This is a genomic window from Sphingobacterium kyonggiense, assembly GCF_039536825.1.
Classification (GTDB): Bacteria; Bacteroidota; Bacteroidia; order Sphingobacteriales; family Sphingobacteriaceae; genus Sphingobacterium; species Sphingobacterium kyonggiense.
The window spans coordinates 33,807-50,314 of the sequence record NZ_BAAAZI010000009.1 but is presented as its reverse complement, the minus strand read 5'-3'; the positions used below and the strand labels follow the sequence as shown (position 1 = coordinate 50,314).

Genomic DNA, 16,508 nt, shown 5'->3' with positions numbered 1-16,508 from the left:
CATAAATTTAAATTTGAACAGGTCATATCCCTTACTCCTTACTTCCCAAACCTTCTAGGCATATAGCTTAAACTGACCATATAATATTGTGTTAAGATATTTCTATATCCGGAGGTAAATTCAGTTACACCATCATTAAAGTAGAAGCCTTTATTTTGTCGTAATAAATCATATACTGCTACTTTAACTTCAAGGTTATTACCTTTTAACATTCTGTAGGTAGTATTCGCATTCCATATTATCGCATGGTTATCTTGGAATTTTGAAAAGCTAGATCTATTATCAATATTCGTATTCACTACCCACCTCTTCGTTATAAAGTAAGCTGCTGCCAATCCTGAACTCCATGTTATGGAATTGTAATTGTTTTTATCATCCTCAGCTTTTTTATCATAGCGTTTATAGGCACTTAATTCATTTTTCCAAGCTAACTGAAACTTGTTAAGTCTGGTATAATAAATCTTTAGATCCAATCCATTACGAATGTTAATCATCTCTTGTATATTTCCATCGATGTACTGGAATTTATTGCCTAAATTACCATTCATATTAAGTTCCAAACTCATGGTGTGATCTTTCTTAATAAAAAACGGTTTTTTAAAACTCAAAGAGTAATTGAAAGCATGCATCCCATTAGGTACTTGAGCTGTATAATTTTGTTGTTCATTTTCTGAATAAACAATGCTATCTGTCAAGCCGTCCATGTAATATTTATAATTAGCAAAATAAAAAACATTTGTAGCATATTGTTTTGATTGATAATATGCCCCATTTAAACTAACAGAATGAACTCCGGTAGGTTTTAATTTATTGTCTGTTCCATAATGTCGATATCCAGGATTGATATCATCATAAATAGGTCTTATTCTATTTAAAAATGCATATTCTTCATTATAGTTATATCCTATACTTTGATTAAAACCATAGACACCTAATTTATTATAGCTGTAGGACATTCTTAACGATGGAATAAAACTATTGAATTGTTGTTTCAGGTTTCGATAGTCCAAAGTAGATTGGTTTTCATTTCGGTGGAATCTACCTTTAAGTTCTGAAGTAAGGCTTAAATTATAATAATATCGACCATCCAAATATTTATTTTTTAAGGTCTTATTATAACTCAATGTTGGCTCATATACCAATTCATGATAATTAGAAATATGAGATAAACTGTTATTTACTTGGGGGCTAGAATTGATTAAATCTACTACTTGGTCATTATTATCAGTACTATAATAGGAGATATTATTATTAAAAGTAAAGCTTTTAAGCGACACACTGAAACCTCCATTAAGTCTTCTAGAATGAAAATCGATATCGTAATTTCGGTTACTCAATCGGTTCAGTGCTGCATCAGTGAAATTTGTATACTCTCCACGTTTAACAGATTCGTCTCTGTTATTTTGGAAATTTCCTCCAATTTGAAAAGTATAACTTAATTTTTCAAAAAAAGATGTAGCTTCCTTATTGTCCATAAAAACCTCTTGTTTAGTCGAAATATTTAAGTTAGCATTAAAGCCCAATTGTTGGTTTAGGTTCGAACCAGCATTTTCAATACTATTTTTCGATTGATTATTCTGGTAATCATACAATGTATTACTAGTCGAGTTATTATCACTCTTGCTGTTTTGCAAGTTCATATTAGCTGAATAGTTGAAGGTTCTTTTACCAGACTCCATTCGATTGTTTTGGCGATCATAATTAACGTTTGCTTGCTGAATCTGGTAATTATTATCATTTATTGAGCTGGAGCTCCTGGTATTATGTTCCTTATCTTCTGGATTTAATAGAAAACTAGTTGATTCGTTTGTGTTTAAATTATTATTCCATTTAGAAGAAATATCACCTTTAATCAAATGCTTATTGAATACGGTATTAGTACCCAGAAAATCATACTGATAGCTTCCGCCAGCCACATGTTGCGTTAATATTCCCTGTCTTTGAAAATCTGAGTCAAAATCTGCATTCACACCAATGCCTTTGAAGGTAGTATTCCTTAGTAATTGATCAATATTATATAAGTCCTTATTGACATTATTTCCAGAATATGCAATTGTAAACTGTGTTTTTGATGTGCTTTTATTTATGTTTCCATGACCTTGCAAATGCTTTTTAGTTCCCGCCCCTGCTCCCACACTACCAAACAACATGTTTTCTTTACCCTCCTTCATAACCACATTCATTTCCATTTTTTCATCCAAAGGATCCTTTTTCTTTTCCTCCTCACTCCTTTTATCATAAACCTGAAGCTTCTTAACTGCCTTTTTATCTATATTTTGCAAAGCAATTGCCATGTCAGAACCAAAAAATGGTTTCCCATTTACCAGAATAGTTGGAACCTTACGACCATTGTATGTCACTTCACCATCACCCCAGACTACAATGCCAGGTAACTTATTTAATAGATCTTCCACAACGGCGTTAGAATCCAATTCAAAAGCATCAGCATTAAATTCAATGGTATCTCCGTTCATCCGAACTGGAGGAATCAAATCAATAGCCTCTATTTCATTGGTGACTTGATTCATATTGATTCGTCCAAAATCCTTTTTCTCATTGGCCTGAAGTTGAAATTCGATCTTCACTTTCTCATATCCTTGAAGACTGAATTCTAATATCATTGGTTTCCCAATAGCAGATTCAGTAATCTCGAATTTACCATACCGGTCAGTCAAGGTGACTTTATCAACAGATGTTTTACCTTTCTGGAATAGGGATACTCCTGCAGCATCCAATACTCTGTTATAAGCAGAATCTACTAGGATACCTTGGATTTTGGTTTGTGCATGAAGACTTAAGCTAATTCCCAATAAAAGAATTAGTGTAATAATTGGTTTTAGGTGCATTCCTTACTTTAATTTAAAACGAACTAGAATTGGATTAGGTGATTTGGCGAACTCTTGATAAGATTTCCGAAGTTCATGAGATTCCTCTCGAGACTTATCTTTAGCAGATTGAATCGAATTTGGATAAATACAACTATACAAGTATTCCCCATCAGATATTAAGAAGTTATGATCTAAAAACTCCACATAATCATTGGATTTATCTGGTAAAATTTTATTAAGGTTAATGATCTCATTTGTTTCCAAGTTCATTGCCACCCAACTCGAAGATCCAAGGCTCGAAATATAAAGGATCAAATATTGTTTATATGGAATAGGTCGACCAACCCCGAAGATTTTCGATCTATTTTTGGTCAAGAAATCATATGATTTTCTAGAATCTTTAAAATGGATATACTCTGATGTATCAATAGTATTTTTTAATGGAAATATGAATTGTTTTCGGTTGATAATACCCTTTTCCCCAAGTTCAAATAGTTGATAGGTATTTTCGAAGACAGCATAAGCCTTATTATCAGAAACCTTCACTAAAGATATATATGGAGTATAAGAAGCTTTAATACTATCACGAGTATCGTATTTGATAAGTACACTATCTTGGAACTTCAAGGCATAATCTGCAATAGTATCCATAGCTATAAATAATGGACTAGATTGATAATAACTAGAGCCTACTTTAGTTTTTGGACTTGACCTGTCAAATTTATAACTTTGATCTAACTCAATTAATCCTCCATTCTTATCAAACTGAGCTTTAAGTGATTGACCAATAATATTGAAATGGTTCCCAACCTTTTCTAACCTATAGTTTCTCCAGTCATTTTTACGTTTATACCCATCAATTTCTTTTAATCGTTTGATTAGGTTTCCTTTAAAATCAAAAATAAAAACCCCACCATTTTGATAATCGAAAAAAATTATTCTGTCTTCAATAATTTCTACATAACTAATGCTACTGATAACATCTTTTTTACCACTATTAAGCGGTATATATTCTAAATCTGACAACTGTTCACTGACAGTGCCTCCTCTAAGTTGTTCAGGAATAATTCTAAGTTTTTGGACAGGAATATCGGAAGAGTGAAGAAGCCTTTGTGCAAAAGTATTATTTGAACAAATAGCCAATAAAAAAATCAGGGAAATAATTCTCATTAATAATTAGTTAATTTTGGTTATAAAAGCAAAAAAGCCTTTTTCGAGCGCTCTTTTTAAAGAGACTTTGAACAATGAAAAAAGTTTAATATCTAAAGTTATATTTTAGATATCAAATAAAAACAAACTTATCAATCACTCAATAAGCAAAGGTATTATTTCTTTGAAATTAACTGTTAATATAGCCTAAAATAGTATCAAATTGATCGGACAACTTCTGTAAATGAGTCCTATCACCTCTCCCAACTTCCAAAGTCATCCACTCCCCTTTGTACTTAATATCCTGAATTGATTTCATCACCTTAGCCCAGTCAATATCACCTTTGGTCAATTCTACGCCAAAGCCTTTTGAGAGCCCTTCGTTGTTCATTATCTGTCGGCTAAACTCTTTGATATGAAACTTCAATATCTTTGATCCTAGCGTTTCAATCCAATGCTCAGGCCAGCCATAACGCATGACATTACCAATATCAAAATACCAACCTACGGCTGGATGATTTATCTCCTCTAAATACATCTTGGCTTCTACAGGACTGATTAAGAAATTATTCCACACATTCTCTATTCCTAATTTAACCCCTGTATTTTCTATACGAGGAAGGATTTGGCGAATCGTTGCTATGGAATTCTTCCAGGCAGTTTCATAAGATACTTTTTCATTAACAATACCCGGAACTACTAAAACTGTATTTCCACCAAGCATCTTTGTCTCTTGAACAGTATTTACTACTGATTCAACAATAAATTCACGAACCTTAGGATCCGGATCAGAAAGTGGTCTATTCCAATGGTCTTTATTAACCAAACTAGGCAATTCTATACATGTTTTATCTCTAGCATCGATTAATTCCTTAATTGGAACCTCTAAAGGAGCATTAAACTCAATTCCATGAAATCCTAAGTCTTTCACTAATTTGAATTTATCGAGTATTGATAGGTCTTCTTGAATCATCCAATAGCCAAGACCTTTTTTGATCTTTAAATTAGCGAATGAGTTTGTCTGATAACTGGATAATAAGGGTGCAGCAAGACCTGCTCCTGCAAGCAAAGAGATGTTCTTTAGAAAGTCTTTTCTTAACATGTGTGTTTTTTAATCGGGTTGTCGGTTTAGGAATTACAAGTAATGTGGACCATTTCCAAGAATTCTGTTGGGAAAATACAACATTTTATTTATTAAAGTACCTTTAATGCAATATTTCTACTCAATTTCATGAATTATTATACCTAAAATCGGTCCGCATAAGCAAAAATACTAGGTGTACCCCCGGTATGAATAAATAAGAAATCTCGACTGTTAGTAAACTTGCCCAACTTAATATCATTGATAAAGCCAGTAAAGGCCTTTCCCGAATAAACAGGGTCTAAAAGCATCCCTTCAATCTGAGCAACATGCTTAATACAAGCTTTTGTTTCTTCATTTAATAAGCCGTAGCCTTCACCAACATAATCATTATTTAAATGAATTTTTGATTCATCGATATGCTCTTGATCATTTAAAAGACCGGCTATCTCCTTAATAATTGTTTTTGTATCCTCTAGAATTGGTTCCCTTTCCAATTGTACATTATATGCTTGGATCTGAATATCCTTTTCTAAATAGGCCACTCCTGCCAACAATCCACCATGAGTACCACCAGAACCTGAAGCTACAGCAATATGACTAAAGTCTAAATCCATTGATTGAGCCTGTTCTTCAATTTCAAGAACTGCACGAGCATATCCCAATCCACCCGTAGTATTGGAACCACCAACTGGAATAAAATAAGGCTTCTCCCCTTTTTCTCGATAATCCTGTACTAACTTTTCAATAAAAGCAGAAACCCGAAGATCATTAGGAATTTCATGAATTTTAGCATCTACCAACTCATCTAAAATGATATTCCCGTTGTTCCTATATAATTCAGAAGAATTAGCCACACTGTTTTTTAGCACCAAATCTACCTCAAAACCGGACATCTTAGCTGCATAAGCGGTTAATCGAGCATGGTTGGATTGTCTTGCTCCTACCGTTATAATCCGGTTAACTCCTTCTCTTCTTGCTTCCGCCAAAAGGTATTCCAATTTCCTCAATTTGTTCCCTCCCATACCTATGCTGGACAAATCATCACGCTTTACATAAATCCGATGACCCAATTCCGCACTTAACCTTGGTAAAAACAATATTTCAGATGGATTTTTTAGTAATATGAGACGATCTACTCCTTTTTCCAAGAGTTTTTCGTCGAAGGTTGATATTGATTTCATATTCGAAATTACGCATTTAAATCGATTGATTAAAAAACCAAAAAATTGGGTTTTTAATCATATTTTTTGTAATATTGTGAGGTTATTAATAAACAATTCTTAATAAATGTCCCTAAACCTTAAAAATTTTATCAATTCAGTAGAACACAGGAATGCTTGTGAACCAGAATTTTTACAAGCTGTTACCGAAGTAGTTGAAGATCTCATACCGTATATTAATGAGCATAGGCAAGATCTTATTGACTTAAAGATTTTAGAGCGCATGGTCGAGCCTGAGCGTGTCATTTCTTTTCGTGTAGCATGGTTAGATGACAACAACCAAATTCAGGTCAACCGTGGATATCGCGTGCAAATGAATTCAGCAATAGGACCTTATAAAGGAGGTCTCCGCTTCGCTCCTGATGTTAATCTGAGTATTTTGAAATTTTTGGCATTTGAACAAGTATTTAAAAATAGCTTAACCGGATTACCTATTGGTGGTGGTAAAGGTGGTTCTGATTTTGATCCTAAAGGTAAATCAGACAATGAAATCATGCGTTTCTGCCAAAGCTTTATGACCGAGCTACAAAGACATATTGGTGCAGAAACAGATGTTCCTGCGGGAGATATTGGCGTAGGTACGCGTGAAGTGGGTTACTTATTTGGGCAATACAAACGTCTTCAAAACAACTTTACTGGTGTTTTAACTGGCAAAGGAATACATTGGGGTGGTTCATACATACGTCCTGAAGCTACAGGCTATGGATTATTATATTTTGTACAATGTGTACTTGACTATAACAGCGAAAGCATTGAAGGAAAAACCATTTCCATTTCGGGTGCAGGAAATGTAGCATATTATGCTGCTGAGAAGGCTATTCAATTGGGTGCTAAAGTAATTACCCTTTCCAATAGCCAAGGAACCATTTACGATCCTGAAGGATTTACATTAGAAAGATTACAACACTTGGGTAGCTTAGGTCGCGATTTAAAAGACTATACCTCTAAATATGCCTCTTCTAGTTTTCATGCTAAACAGAATCCTTGGCAATTTCCTTGTGATATCGCATTACCATGTGCTACACAGAATGAGATTAATGCTGAAGATGCTAAGAAACTGGTTGAGCAAGGTTGTAAGATTGTCGCTGAAGGCGCAAATATGCCTTCCACTGCTGAAGCTATCAAAATCTACTTACAGGCAAAGATTAATTTTGGACCTGGAAAAGCAGCAAATGCAGGTGGTGTTGCGGTATCCGGATTAGAAATGTCACAAAATGCAATTGGACAACAATGGTCACCTGAAAAAGTAGATCACCGTTTAAAATTGATTATGGAAAATATCCATAAAACTTGTGTTCGCTTCGGAAAAGAACCAAATGGCTATATAAACTACTTAAAAGGTGCAAATATCGGCGGTTTTATCAAAGTTGCTGAAGCAATGAAAGCCCAAGGAGTCGTATAATAGGCTATTATTTCATAATTTTGAAATCCAAGAACAAAGTAAGTGTTCTTGGATTTTTTTTATTTCAATACTTAATCATATGCGCGTACTTGCAGAACTACCACATCCAGATTGTAAAATCAGCATCTTTGGTATGAACCAAAAATTCATTATAAAATTTGAACAAGGAACTTTGGAACAATCCTATAAAATAGCTGAAGTTGATGTTGTCGGTGGAATTAACGGAGTCTTTGAAATGTTAGATGAAGCATTTATAAATCAGGTTTTAGAACTATTTAATCAAATGCGAAAAGCTATAATCGACACCTACAATAAATATCAATAAAAAATAGAGATAAGTTACACAACTTATTGAAAATTAATCGTTAAAAATACAAAACCCCATAAAACAAAATTAAATTTTGTCTTATGGGGTTTTTCTTTGGATGTAGTTATCATTTAAATAAACATAATATTTAGCATAAAAAGCCTAAATTACTGATATGTCATGTTTTAAATTTACCTATAAAATATTATTTGGTTAATAATTCCACCAAATAATCAATACCTTTTGTTGCAGGCTCCTCTATTTTGATCACATTTGGAGGCACCCTATAGTTATCAGCATTTGGGTCAATCAAAATCAATTTGCATAATGGATTAGTTTCATAAAGAAGGTTTGCTGCAGGGTAAACCTGGAGACTTGTCCCTATTACGACAAACACTTCTGCCTCTCTCGATAGTTTAGTTGCAGGAATCATATTAGGTACTGCCTCACCAAACCAAACGACATGTGGCCTTAACTGCGAACCAAATTCACATTTGTCCCCCATATTGATTGTTGAACCTTCGAGCTGGTACACGATTTCAGCATTTTTGGAAGACTGTGATTTCATAATCTCTCCGTGCAAATGCAACACATGAGTACTTCCAGCACGCTCATGTAGATCATCTATGTTTTGCGTAATAATCCGAACATCAAAATTCTTTTCCAATTCAGCTAACTTAATATGTGCCTTATTAGGCTTAGCCTCCATACAAGCTAACCTCCTCTGATTATAAAACTCTTGCACAAGTTCCGGATCTCTCAACCAAGCCTCAGGAGTAGCAACATCTTCTACTCGATATCCTTCCCAAAGCCCATCAGTACCCCTAAAAGTCGGTAATCCACTTTCAACCGAAATACCTGCACCAGTAAATACCACCAATTTTTTCATATAACCATTATTTATTACCTACCTAAAAAACAAAAAAAATCCGCTCCCAAAAATATTGGAACCGGATTATTTATAAAATAGCTGCTTTTTTTATTTAACAAAATAACGATGTTCAATCACCGTTGCTTCTGCTTTTTTACTGTCAAATGTATCTTTAACAGCACAATATCCTGTGACACCTCTATAAATCAATGCGCCACCTAAAGTAACACCTGAAATAGCTGTCATTGGACGTTTTAGTAATGACTTAAGGCCCATTCCAAGAATAAAACCTCCCGCTACTACGGATAAAACACGTTCTGATTTGCTGATATTGTTTCCTTCACAATTCTCATCTAATGTGCTTTTCAACTTATCAAATGCATAATTTACTATTCCGCTCATAATTATCTATATTAATCGTTATCTAATAAACGTTTTGGCTAGAGATTTGTTTCGTGAAAAACATAATTTTTAATACTTAAGTTTTTAATTTTTGTACATTCACGTTTAAACCCATATCTACGTATGCTAGTAAAGAAATACTCTGGCGAATTAGTTCCTTTTGATGAATCCGCCCTTCGTCGCTCCTTAACTCGATCTGGAGCCAGTGACAAAGAAGTTGAAATGGTCTACAATTCCATCAAGGATGCTGTTTATGACGGCATTACTACCCGAGAGCTTTATGAACTTGCATTTGCAGCCCTAAAATCAAAGAAAAACTCCTATGCAGCAAGATATAGCCTTAAAAAGGCGCTTCGTGAACTAGGACCGGAAGGCTTTTATTTCGAAAAGTGGGTAGCTAGAATGTTCCAAGAAGATGGTTTTGAGGCAATAACAGGGCAAACGGTGCAAGGTCATGCAGTATCCCATGAAATAGATGTCGTTGCTTTAAAGGATGATACATTCTTAGCTATGGAATGTAAATTCCGAAATGATGCAGATGCTAAAATATCGGTCACCACCCCTATGTACTTTAAATCACGATTCGAAGACATTAGCGGAATTGACTACAGCTTCTTCAATCAGAAAAAACAATTTACAGCTGGCTGGCTAGTAACCAATGCTTACCTCACCAGCGATTCTATTGACTTTGGTCGTTATTACAAGATGAATCTACTATCCTGGGATTACCCTCGTGGAAGCTCTATTAAAGCTAGAGTAGATAACAATGGTGAATATCCTGTCACCTGTTTAACAACTCTCACACAGCAAGATAAAGCAATGTTATTAAAGAATCAATGTATATTAGTGAAAGACCTGATTCGTGATCCTAAAGTATTAGATCGCATTCAAGTTGCAGGAAATAAAAAAGACAGCATTCTGCAGGAAGCTAATGAATTAATAAATAGTCCTTTAAATCATGAGTAACAAATTTGTAAGAGAAGAAATTAGCTTTTTTAAAGGAGCTCGGAATAGACTCTTAGAACTTAAATATGTATTTGGTGTTTTCTTTCAGTTTATGAAAGGTTTTAGAACACTGCATTTTGTGGGACCATGTGTTACGGTATTTGGTTCAGCGCGGTTTGATGAAAACCACCCTTACTACAAACAGGCACGATCTGTTTCAGCTAAACTAGCCGATATTGGCTTCACCATTATGACTGGTGGTGGACCTGGAATTATGGAGGCTGCCAATAGAGGAGCAAAAGATGTTAATGGTGCTTCCGTAGGTTGTAATATCGTATTACCACACGAGCAGATGCACAACCCCTATATGGATAAATTTGTCAATATTGACTATTTCTTTGTCCGCAAGGAACTCTTACGTAAATATTCGTTCGCATTTGTAATTATGCCTGGAGGATTCGGAACATTGGATGAATTCTTTGAAACCTTAACTTTAATTCAAACAAAGAAAATATCTCAATTCCCGATTGTTATTATGGGTTTGGAATACCATAAAAGCATTAAGGAACATGTAGAATTGATGATTGAAGCCAAAACCATTAGTCCTGAAGACCAAGATCTGTTGCTATTTACAGATGATATCCAAGAGGCAGTAGATCACATCTATAAATATGCTGACACGAATAAAGTTATTAAATTGAAAGAGCCTAAGCCAAGTTGGATTCTAGGTGAACCAAAATTGAGAAGAGAGAAGAAAGCTATTTAATTTGGCTTATTTAAACTATACAAAAGGGCAATTATTCATTATAATTGCCCTTCTCAATACCTTCATATCGTGTAACTATAATTCTGTCGCCGGATATACCTCAGCATATTTATTCAAATCACTCAGATCAACTTGATCTTCAAATAATCCAAATACACTAGAACCTGATCCACTCATGGATGCATAGACTGCTCCTAACTCATATAACTTTGACTTGATATCCCGAATTAATGGGTATTTTTCAAAGAGACTAAATTCAAAATCATTTCTAATCGTATATTTCCATTCCTGTATAGGTAGCTTAACGGCATCCCTCAAGTCTATTTCAGGTTTTTGAGGTATGACAGCACGATAAGCTTCTGCAGTTGATATATGGATATCTGGTTTCACCAGGACGATATGATATGCCGAGAGATCCAATTCAATATCCTTTAACTGTGTTCCTATACCTTCTGCATACTGCGCCTTATTTTCAACAAAGAAAGAACAATCAGCTCCTAACTGAGCAGCATATTCCTTTAGCTTTTCAGTAGATATGTTTAACTCAAACATATCATTCAAAAGACCCAAAACCGCAGTTGCATCGGAAGAACCACCACCTAATCCTGCCCCTATCGGAATATTCTTAAGCAAGTCGATATGAACCAAGGGTATTTCATAATCCGTTTTTAACAGATTATAGGCTCGCAAGCATAAATTATCAGCATCTGCAACAAGAGAAGAATTCCAGATGGAAAGCCCCATTTCTTCTGCCTTTCTTACTTCTATCACATCATAAAGCTTTACCGGATAAAATATCGTTTCCAGATCATGATATCCATCCTCACGCTTCCGTGTGATGTGTAGGCCAATGTTAATCTTAGCATTTGCGAATTTCAGCATATACAAATATGCTATTTTTTCAGCAGTATTACTTTAGATTAGTACTTACAACTTCACTGTTCAAGACTTTATATATCATGAACACAGCATGATATACTTAATTAGTATTTATTATATTTGGAATGGAAGTTAAAACCTATGTTTATAAAAACCATTCTTAGCACCTGTATCTTGTCCTTATGTTGCGGTTTAATCTATGCACAACACATTCCTCGAGTTGGCTCTCCATTTGTTCAACAGTACAATAAATCGGCTTACCATGCAGGCAATCAAAATTGGGGTTTATCTATTGGCCCTGAAGGTTTTGTATATGCCGCCAATACAGAAGGTTTATTGTCTTTTGATGGACAAGAATGGCGTTTATACCCCATGCCTAGACACAGCAGCTTAAGAAGTGTATTGGTTCATACAGATGGGAAAATTTACGTAGGTGGCGCAGGCGAATTTGGATTCTGGACACGATCTAAATTCGGTAAGATGAATTATAGTAGTATATCTGATTCCTTAAAGAACAAAGAGCTTCTACGTAATGATGACATCTGGCGGATTATTATTGATCAGGATGCCATCTATTTCCACGCTTTTTCCAAAAGCTATCGTTATCAAAATGGCAAAATAGAAACCATCACTGCCCAAGGCGAGCCTTTCCTATTCGGTCATCAAGTAAGAAATAACATTTATTTTGAACAGATTCCCTCCGGATTACATCAACTGAACGGAAAACAACTAAAGCGAATACCTGATGCCTCTAAACTCCAGCAGGCTAATATCCTGAGTATGCTCCCTTTTGGGAAAGATCAAACCTTAATCGCTACAGCAAATAATGGCTTATTCCTAATGAATCCTTCAGGAGAAATCTCCTCTTGGTCAGTTCAAGCAGATGATGAGCTGAAGCGTTTTCAAATCAATAATGCTGTCAAGCTATTTTCTGACCAATATGCCTTTGGCACTATTCAAAATGGTATATACATACTTAATAGTCAAGGGGAAACTATTCAACACATCAACAAGAACAATGGCCTACAAAACAACACGGTTCTTAGTATGGCTGTGGATAAACAAGCCAATCTATGGGCAGGCTTAGACAATGGTATTGATCGAATAGACATCAACAGTCCTCTCTATTATTTTTCGGATCTTACAGTTAATATAGGTACCGTATATTCCTCCATAATCTATAATAATCGGATCTATTTAGGAACGAATCAAGGACTCTTTTATAGCGACTGGAAAGGAGTTTCCAATTATCAATCTTTAAAATTTAGTATTATTCCAGGTTCCCAAGGACAGGTTTGGCAACTCGCCAATATAGCCGGAAAGCTAATTATTGGTCATAACTCTGGAACTTTTGAGTTGACAAACAATAGCTTAAAACGAATTTCAAATGTTACCGGCGCCTGGAGATTCCTTCAAATAATCAATACGAATTACTGGCTACAAGGTAATTATACCGGATTAGGCTTAATGCAAGCTAGAGAAGAAATCGCTTTCTTAAAGCAATTTAAAAACAGAAAAGAACCCATTCGCGAGATCCTGCAAGATGGTCCAAACAACTTCTGGCTCACAAACCAACAGCATGTATATAATCTTAATTTAGGCGCCAGCTATGAAGAAGTCAAAGATTGGAAAGATTTTTCCAATGGTTTGCCAAAGGATGCAAGAGTTCATGGAGTTTATAATCTTGCCAACAATACTGTTTTTGCCACGGATTCTGGCTTTTACCGCTTTGATAATGTTTCCAATGAATTCAAGGCCTATGATGAATTGAACAGCAAGTTAGGGAGTTTCTCCAATGCCAATAAGGTAATCCCAATTCAGGATAAAGAATATTGGTTAATTAAGAAATCGCATATTGCCAAAATAGAATTCCCTAATGATGGTAACCTTCGTATTGATTCCAGTTCTTGGAACAGTCTAAAAGGAATGATGATGAACAATTATGAGCATATCCTGAACGTCAATAAGGATCTCTCCTTAATTGGACTCGACAATGGTTTTGCCTTGTATTTCAATCAATATCCTGCAAGCAAACAAATTCCAAAACCTATCATCACCAATTTATGGAATATCACCTCTGATCCATCAGCGATAGTGGATGAAATGAAAATTCCAAATTCGCAGAATAACATCCGAATTGCATATGCTTCGCCTTGGTATTCCTCTGCTCCCGTTCAATACCAATATTTACTAGAGGGCTATACCGATGAATGGTCGACTTGGGATCAAGTTGCCTACCGTGATTTTACGAATTTGCCATTCGGCAAATACACCTTCAAGGTACGAACAATGACTGCAAATGGTATTCAATCGGAAATCAGCTCATTTTCCTTTCGTATACAAGCACCTTGGTACTTCTCCTGGCCAATGATTATATTATATATCCTATTGGCTCTAGCATTCATATATCTATTTAGAAAGAATTACGAACGGCGCTTATTAGAGCACCAACGAAAAATTAAAGACAAAGTTTTGGCAGAGCATGAAGAACGCATGGCTCGCGAAGCTGAAGAGAATGAACGAAAATTAATGGCTTTAAAAAACCAACAACTGGAGCAGGAATTAGAAATTAAGAACCGTGAACTTGCCAATGCGGCCATGAACATTGTCTACAAAAATGAGATGTTAAACAACCTACACCATGAGTTGACAAACCTGAATGATTCAAATGGTAACAAGCTAAGCAATGAGCAATTACGTAAAGTAAATAAACTAATAGATGAGGCACATTCAGATGATCGAGATTGGGACCTTTTTGAAAAAAGCTTCAATGAAGCACATGAGAATTTCTTCAAAAAGCTTAAAACAGATTATCCAGAATTGGTTCCAAATGATCTTAAACTATGCGCCTATTTACGTTTGAATATGTCGAGCAAGGAAATAGCTTCACTATTAAATATCAGTACTCGTGGCGTGGAAATCCGTAGATACCGATTAAGAAAGAAACTGGCCTTACCAACGAGCAAGAATTTAACGGAATTTCTATTGGAACTATAGAGTAGCATTAGCAAGCGAATTGCCTACCAGCGACCACCTGCTCCACCTCCACCAGAACTACCACCACCGAAGCTTCCTCCTCCAGAGGAAGAACCTCCACCTCCAGAAGAACTACCACCACCAGAGCTACTGCTGGAAGAACGGGTTTTCCTGGCTATACTAAAATAACCCTTATGTAGGTAATAGGAACAATGGGAGCATTTATCAAATCGCTCACCTTTTCCTTCACTGGAATAAGTTGGATGGTTAATGGTTTTCGTATCATTCACTTTTAAGGTATTAAAATCACATTGAGGACATACTGAAAAGGAACGACTCACTTCCCAAGGCACTAATTCAAACTTCCCGGTTTTATTATTTTTCCAGACCTCATATTTACGCGACCCTACGCGCTCCTCCGTTTTGTTTCCAGCCTCCAGTACACTCTTTACTATAGCAGCATCTTTTAGCCTATTCATACGAACCCAATCCCCAGAAGAATCCGGCGGACTGAAACGCTTGGAATTTTTAAACATGCGGGTGCCAATTATACCAAGGTCTATCCAAGCAATCGGAGATAGTAGAATCGGCACCATCATCCGACCTAATAACTTTCGCAATAGCTTTTGTTTATCCTCCTCATCACGTGTTTCTTTCATTATCCGCTCTCGGATAAGCGTAATCTTAATAGCAATCACCACGGATCCAAAAGCAAATATGAAGTACGGAAGATTCTTCGATTGATAAACATCTTCAATATTATTAAATATAAAAGCAAAGACAAATACAGAAACGAACATCAGCAGCAGCATACAACCCATTCCATAAAGCACCGGTTTAATCATACCTATATGTTGAAATTCATTTAAAATATTGTTTCCAACAAAATGAACATACAGATAAATACAGAGCATGATTGAAAGCACGATCAGTGAATTCGAAAAGCTATCATTCTTTAAGGAAAAAAAGGATTTCTTTGCTGGCGCAAAAGATTCTAGTTCCTTGGCGGCATCATCAGAAGTTAAAACCCGCTCAATAACCTTTGCCAAGGCCAATACACCCTCGTTATATTCCCCGTCTTGGAAATAAGGTACTAAATAGTTCTCACCAACACGCTTAAGCTGAGCATCCGTCAGTAAAGACTCTAATCCATATCCTGTAATAAATCGATATTCTCGCCTATCTTTGGCTATGAACAATAGCAAACCAGAATTCGATTCCTTTTTCCCTATTCCCCAATGATTAAATAAGTCATAAGCAAATGTGAAATCATCATCTCCATCGTAATCATTAACCACTACTAGGGCAAATTCAGCCCCTGAATGCTGCTCTATGTTTTGACATATGGTATTTAATTCTTGGACCGTATATGAATCTAAAATACCATCCGGGTTAGACACAAAATTATCTTGGCCTTGATCTTTTGGATTTGGTACACGATCCACAGCATAAGCATTGCTGATCTGTTCGATTTCTTGTCCCTTAACAACAGCTGTCCCATAAAACAACATAAGGACAATCAGGAAGAGTTGAGTTCTCCAGGCCGGCAAGATATTTTGAATCATATACAAATTTTGTTCAGTGTGAAATGATATATCATTTTTACAAGAAATATCATCCGAATATAATCATTTAGGAAATACACTTACATGGACTTGACAAAATATGTCGAGAATGGT

General features: G+C 35.5%; 13 protein-coding genes. 5 read left to right on the top strand and 8 right to left on the bottom strand.

Annotated elements, in window-relative coordinates:
- Positions 1–38: 38 nt before the first annotated feature.
- The 4 genes from ABD676_RS10920 to ABD676_RS10905 form a co-directional block, all read right to left on the bottom strand.
- Positions 39–2,846 (bottom strand): hypothetical protein, encoded by a 2,808-nt coding sequence (locus tag ABD676_RS10920; protein ID WP_344674708.1) that lies wholly within the window; start codon positions 2,844–2,846, stop codon positions 39–41.
- 3 nt (positions 2,847–2,849) lie between these two features.
- Complete coding sequence (locus ABD676_RS10915) at positions 2,850–3,998, bottom strand: 6-bladed beta-propeller (RefSeq protein ID WP_344674707.1); 1,149 nt, start codon at positions 3,996–3,998, stop codon at positions 2,850–2,852.
- 169 nt (positions 3,999–4,167) lie between these two features.
- The gene (locus tag ABD676_RS10910; RefSeq protein ID WP_344674706.1) at positions 4,168–5,079 is read right to left on the bottom strand and encodes a sugar phosphate isomerase/epimerase family protein; all 912 of its coding nucleotides are present in this window, start codon (positions 5,077–5,079) and stop codon (positions 4,168–4,170) included.
- A gap of 143 nt (positions 5,080–5,222) precedes the next feature.
- On the bottom strand, positions 5,223–6,242 hold the full coding sequence (locus ABD676_RS10905) for a D-cysteine desulfhydrase family protein (RefSeq protein WP_344674705.1): 1,020 nt from the start codon (positions 6,240–6,242) through the stop codon (positions 5,223–5,225).
- A 106-nt stretch (positions 6,243–6,348) separates the two neighbouring features.
- Between ABD676_RS10905 and gdhA the strand changes: the two genes are divergently transcribed.
- Both gdhA and ABD676_RS10895 read left to right on the top strand, forming a co-directional pair.
- On the top strand, positions 6,349–7,683 hold the full coding sequence (gene gdhA, locus ABD676_RS10900) for an NADP-specific glutamate dehydrogenase (protein ID WP_344674704.1): 1,335 nt from the start codon (positions 6,349–6,351) through the stop codon (positions 7,681–7,683).
- A gap of 79 nt (positions 7,684–7,762) precedes the next feature.
- Positions 7,763–8,008, top strand: a complete 246-nt coding sequence (locus tag ABD676_RS10895) for a hypothetical protein (protein WP_344674703.1) — start codon at positions 7,763–7,765, stop codon at positions 8,006–8,008.
- Positions 8,009–8,195: 187 nt separating this feature from the next.
- Here the strand turns inward: ABD676_RS10895 and ABD676_RS10890 are convergent, their stop codons facing one another.
- The gene (locus ABD676_RS10890; protein WP_344674702.1) at positions 8,196–8,879 is read right to left on the bottom strand and encodes an SIR2 family NAD-dependent protein deacylase; all 684 of its coding nucleotides are present in this window, start codon (positions 8,877–8,879) and stop codon (positions 8,196–8,198) included.
- Between the two features lie 90 nt (positions 8,880–8,969).
- Complete coding sequence (locus ABD676_RS10885; protein ID WP_344674701.1) at positions 8,970–9,263, bottom strand: YgaP family membrane protein; 294 nt, start codon at positions 9,261–9,263, stop codon at positions 8,970–8,972.
- A gap of 123 nt (positions 9,264–9,386) precedes the next feature.
- On the opposite strand from ABD676_RS10885, the gene ABD676_RS10880 reads away from it, so the two are divergent.
- Together ABD676_RS10880 and ABD676_RS10875 are read left to right on the top strand one after the other, a co-directional pair.
- Positions 9,387–10,229, top strand: a complete 843-nt coding sequence (locus ABD676_RS10880; protein WP_344674700.1) for an ATP cone domain-containing protein — start codon at positions 9,387–9,389, stop codon at positions 10,227–10,229.
- The gene (locus ABD676_RS10875; protein WP_344674699.1) at positions 10,222–10,974 is read left to right on the top strand and encodes an LOG family protein; all 753 of its coding nucleotides are present in this window, start codon (positions 10,222–10,224) and stop codon (positions 10,972–10,974) included. Before ABD676_RS10880 ends, ABD676_RS10875 begins: the two co-directional genes overlap by 8 nt.
- Positions 10,975–11,049: 75 nt before the next feature.
- Here ABD676_RS10875 and ispE read toward each other — a convergent pair whose 3' ends face one another.
- The gene (gene ispE, locus ABD676_RS10870; RefSeq protein ID WP_344674698.1) at positions 11,050–11,856 is read right to left on the bottom strand and encodes a 4-(cytidine 5'-diphospho)-2-C-methyl-D-erythritol kinase; all 807 of its coding nucleotides are present in this window, start codon (positions 11,854–11,856) and stop codon (positions 11,050–11,052) included.
- A gap of 138 nt (positions 11,857–11,994) precedes the next feature.
- Between ispE and ABD676_RS10865 the strand changes: the two genes are divergently transcribed.
- Positions 11,995–14,850, top strand: coding sequence for a triple tyrosine motif-containing protein (locus tag ABD676_RS10865; RefSeq protein WP_344674697.1), 2,856 nt, complete (start codon positions 11,995–11,997; stop codon positions 14,848–14,850).
- A 23-nt stretch (positions 14,851–14,873) separates the two neighbouring features.
- Here ABD676_RS10865 and ABD676_RS10860 read toward each other — a convergent pair whose 3' ends face one another.
- Positions 14,874–16,394, bottom strand: a complete 1,521-nt coding sequence (locus tag ABD676_RS10860; protein ID WP_344674696.1) for a TPM domain-containing protein — start codon at positions 16,392–16,394, stop codon at positions 14,874–14,876.
- Positions 16,395–16,508: the final 114 nt, after the last annotated feature.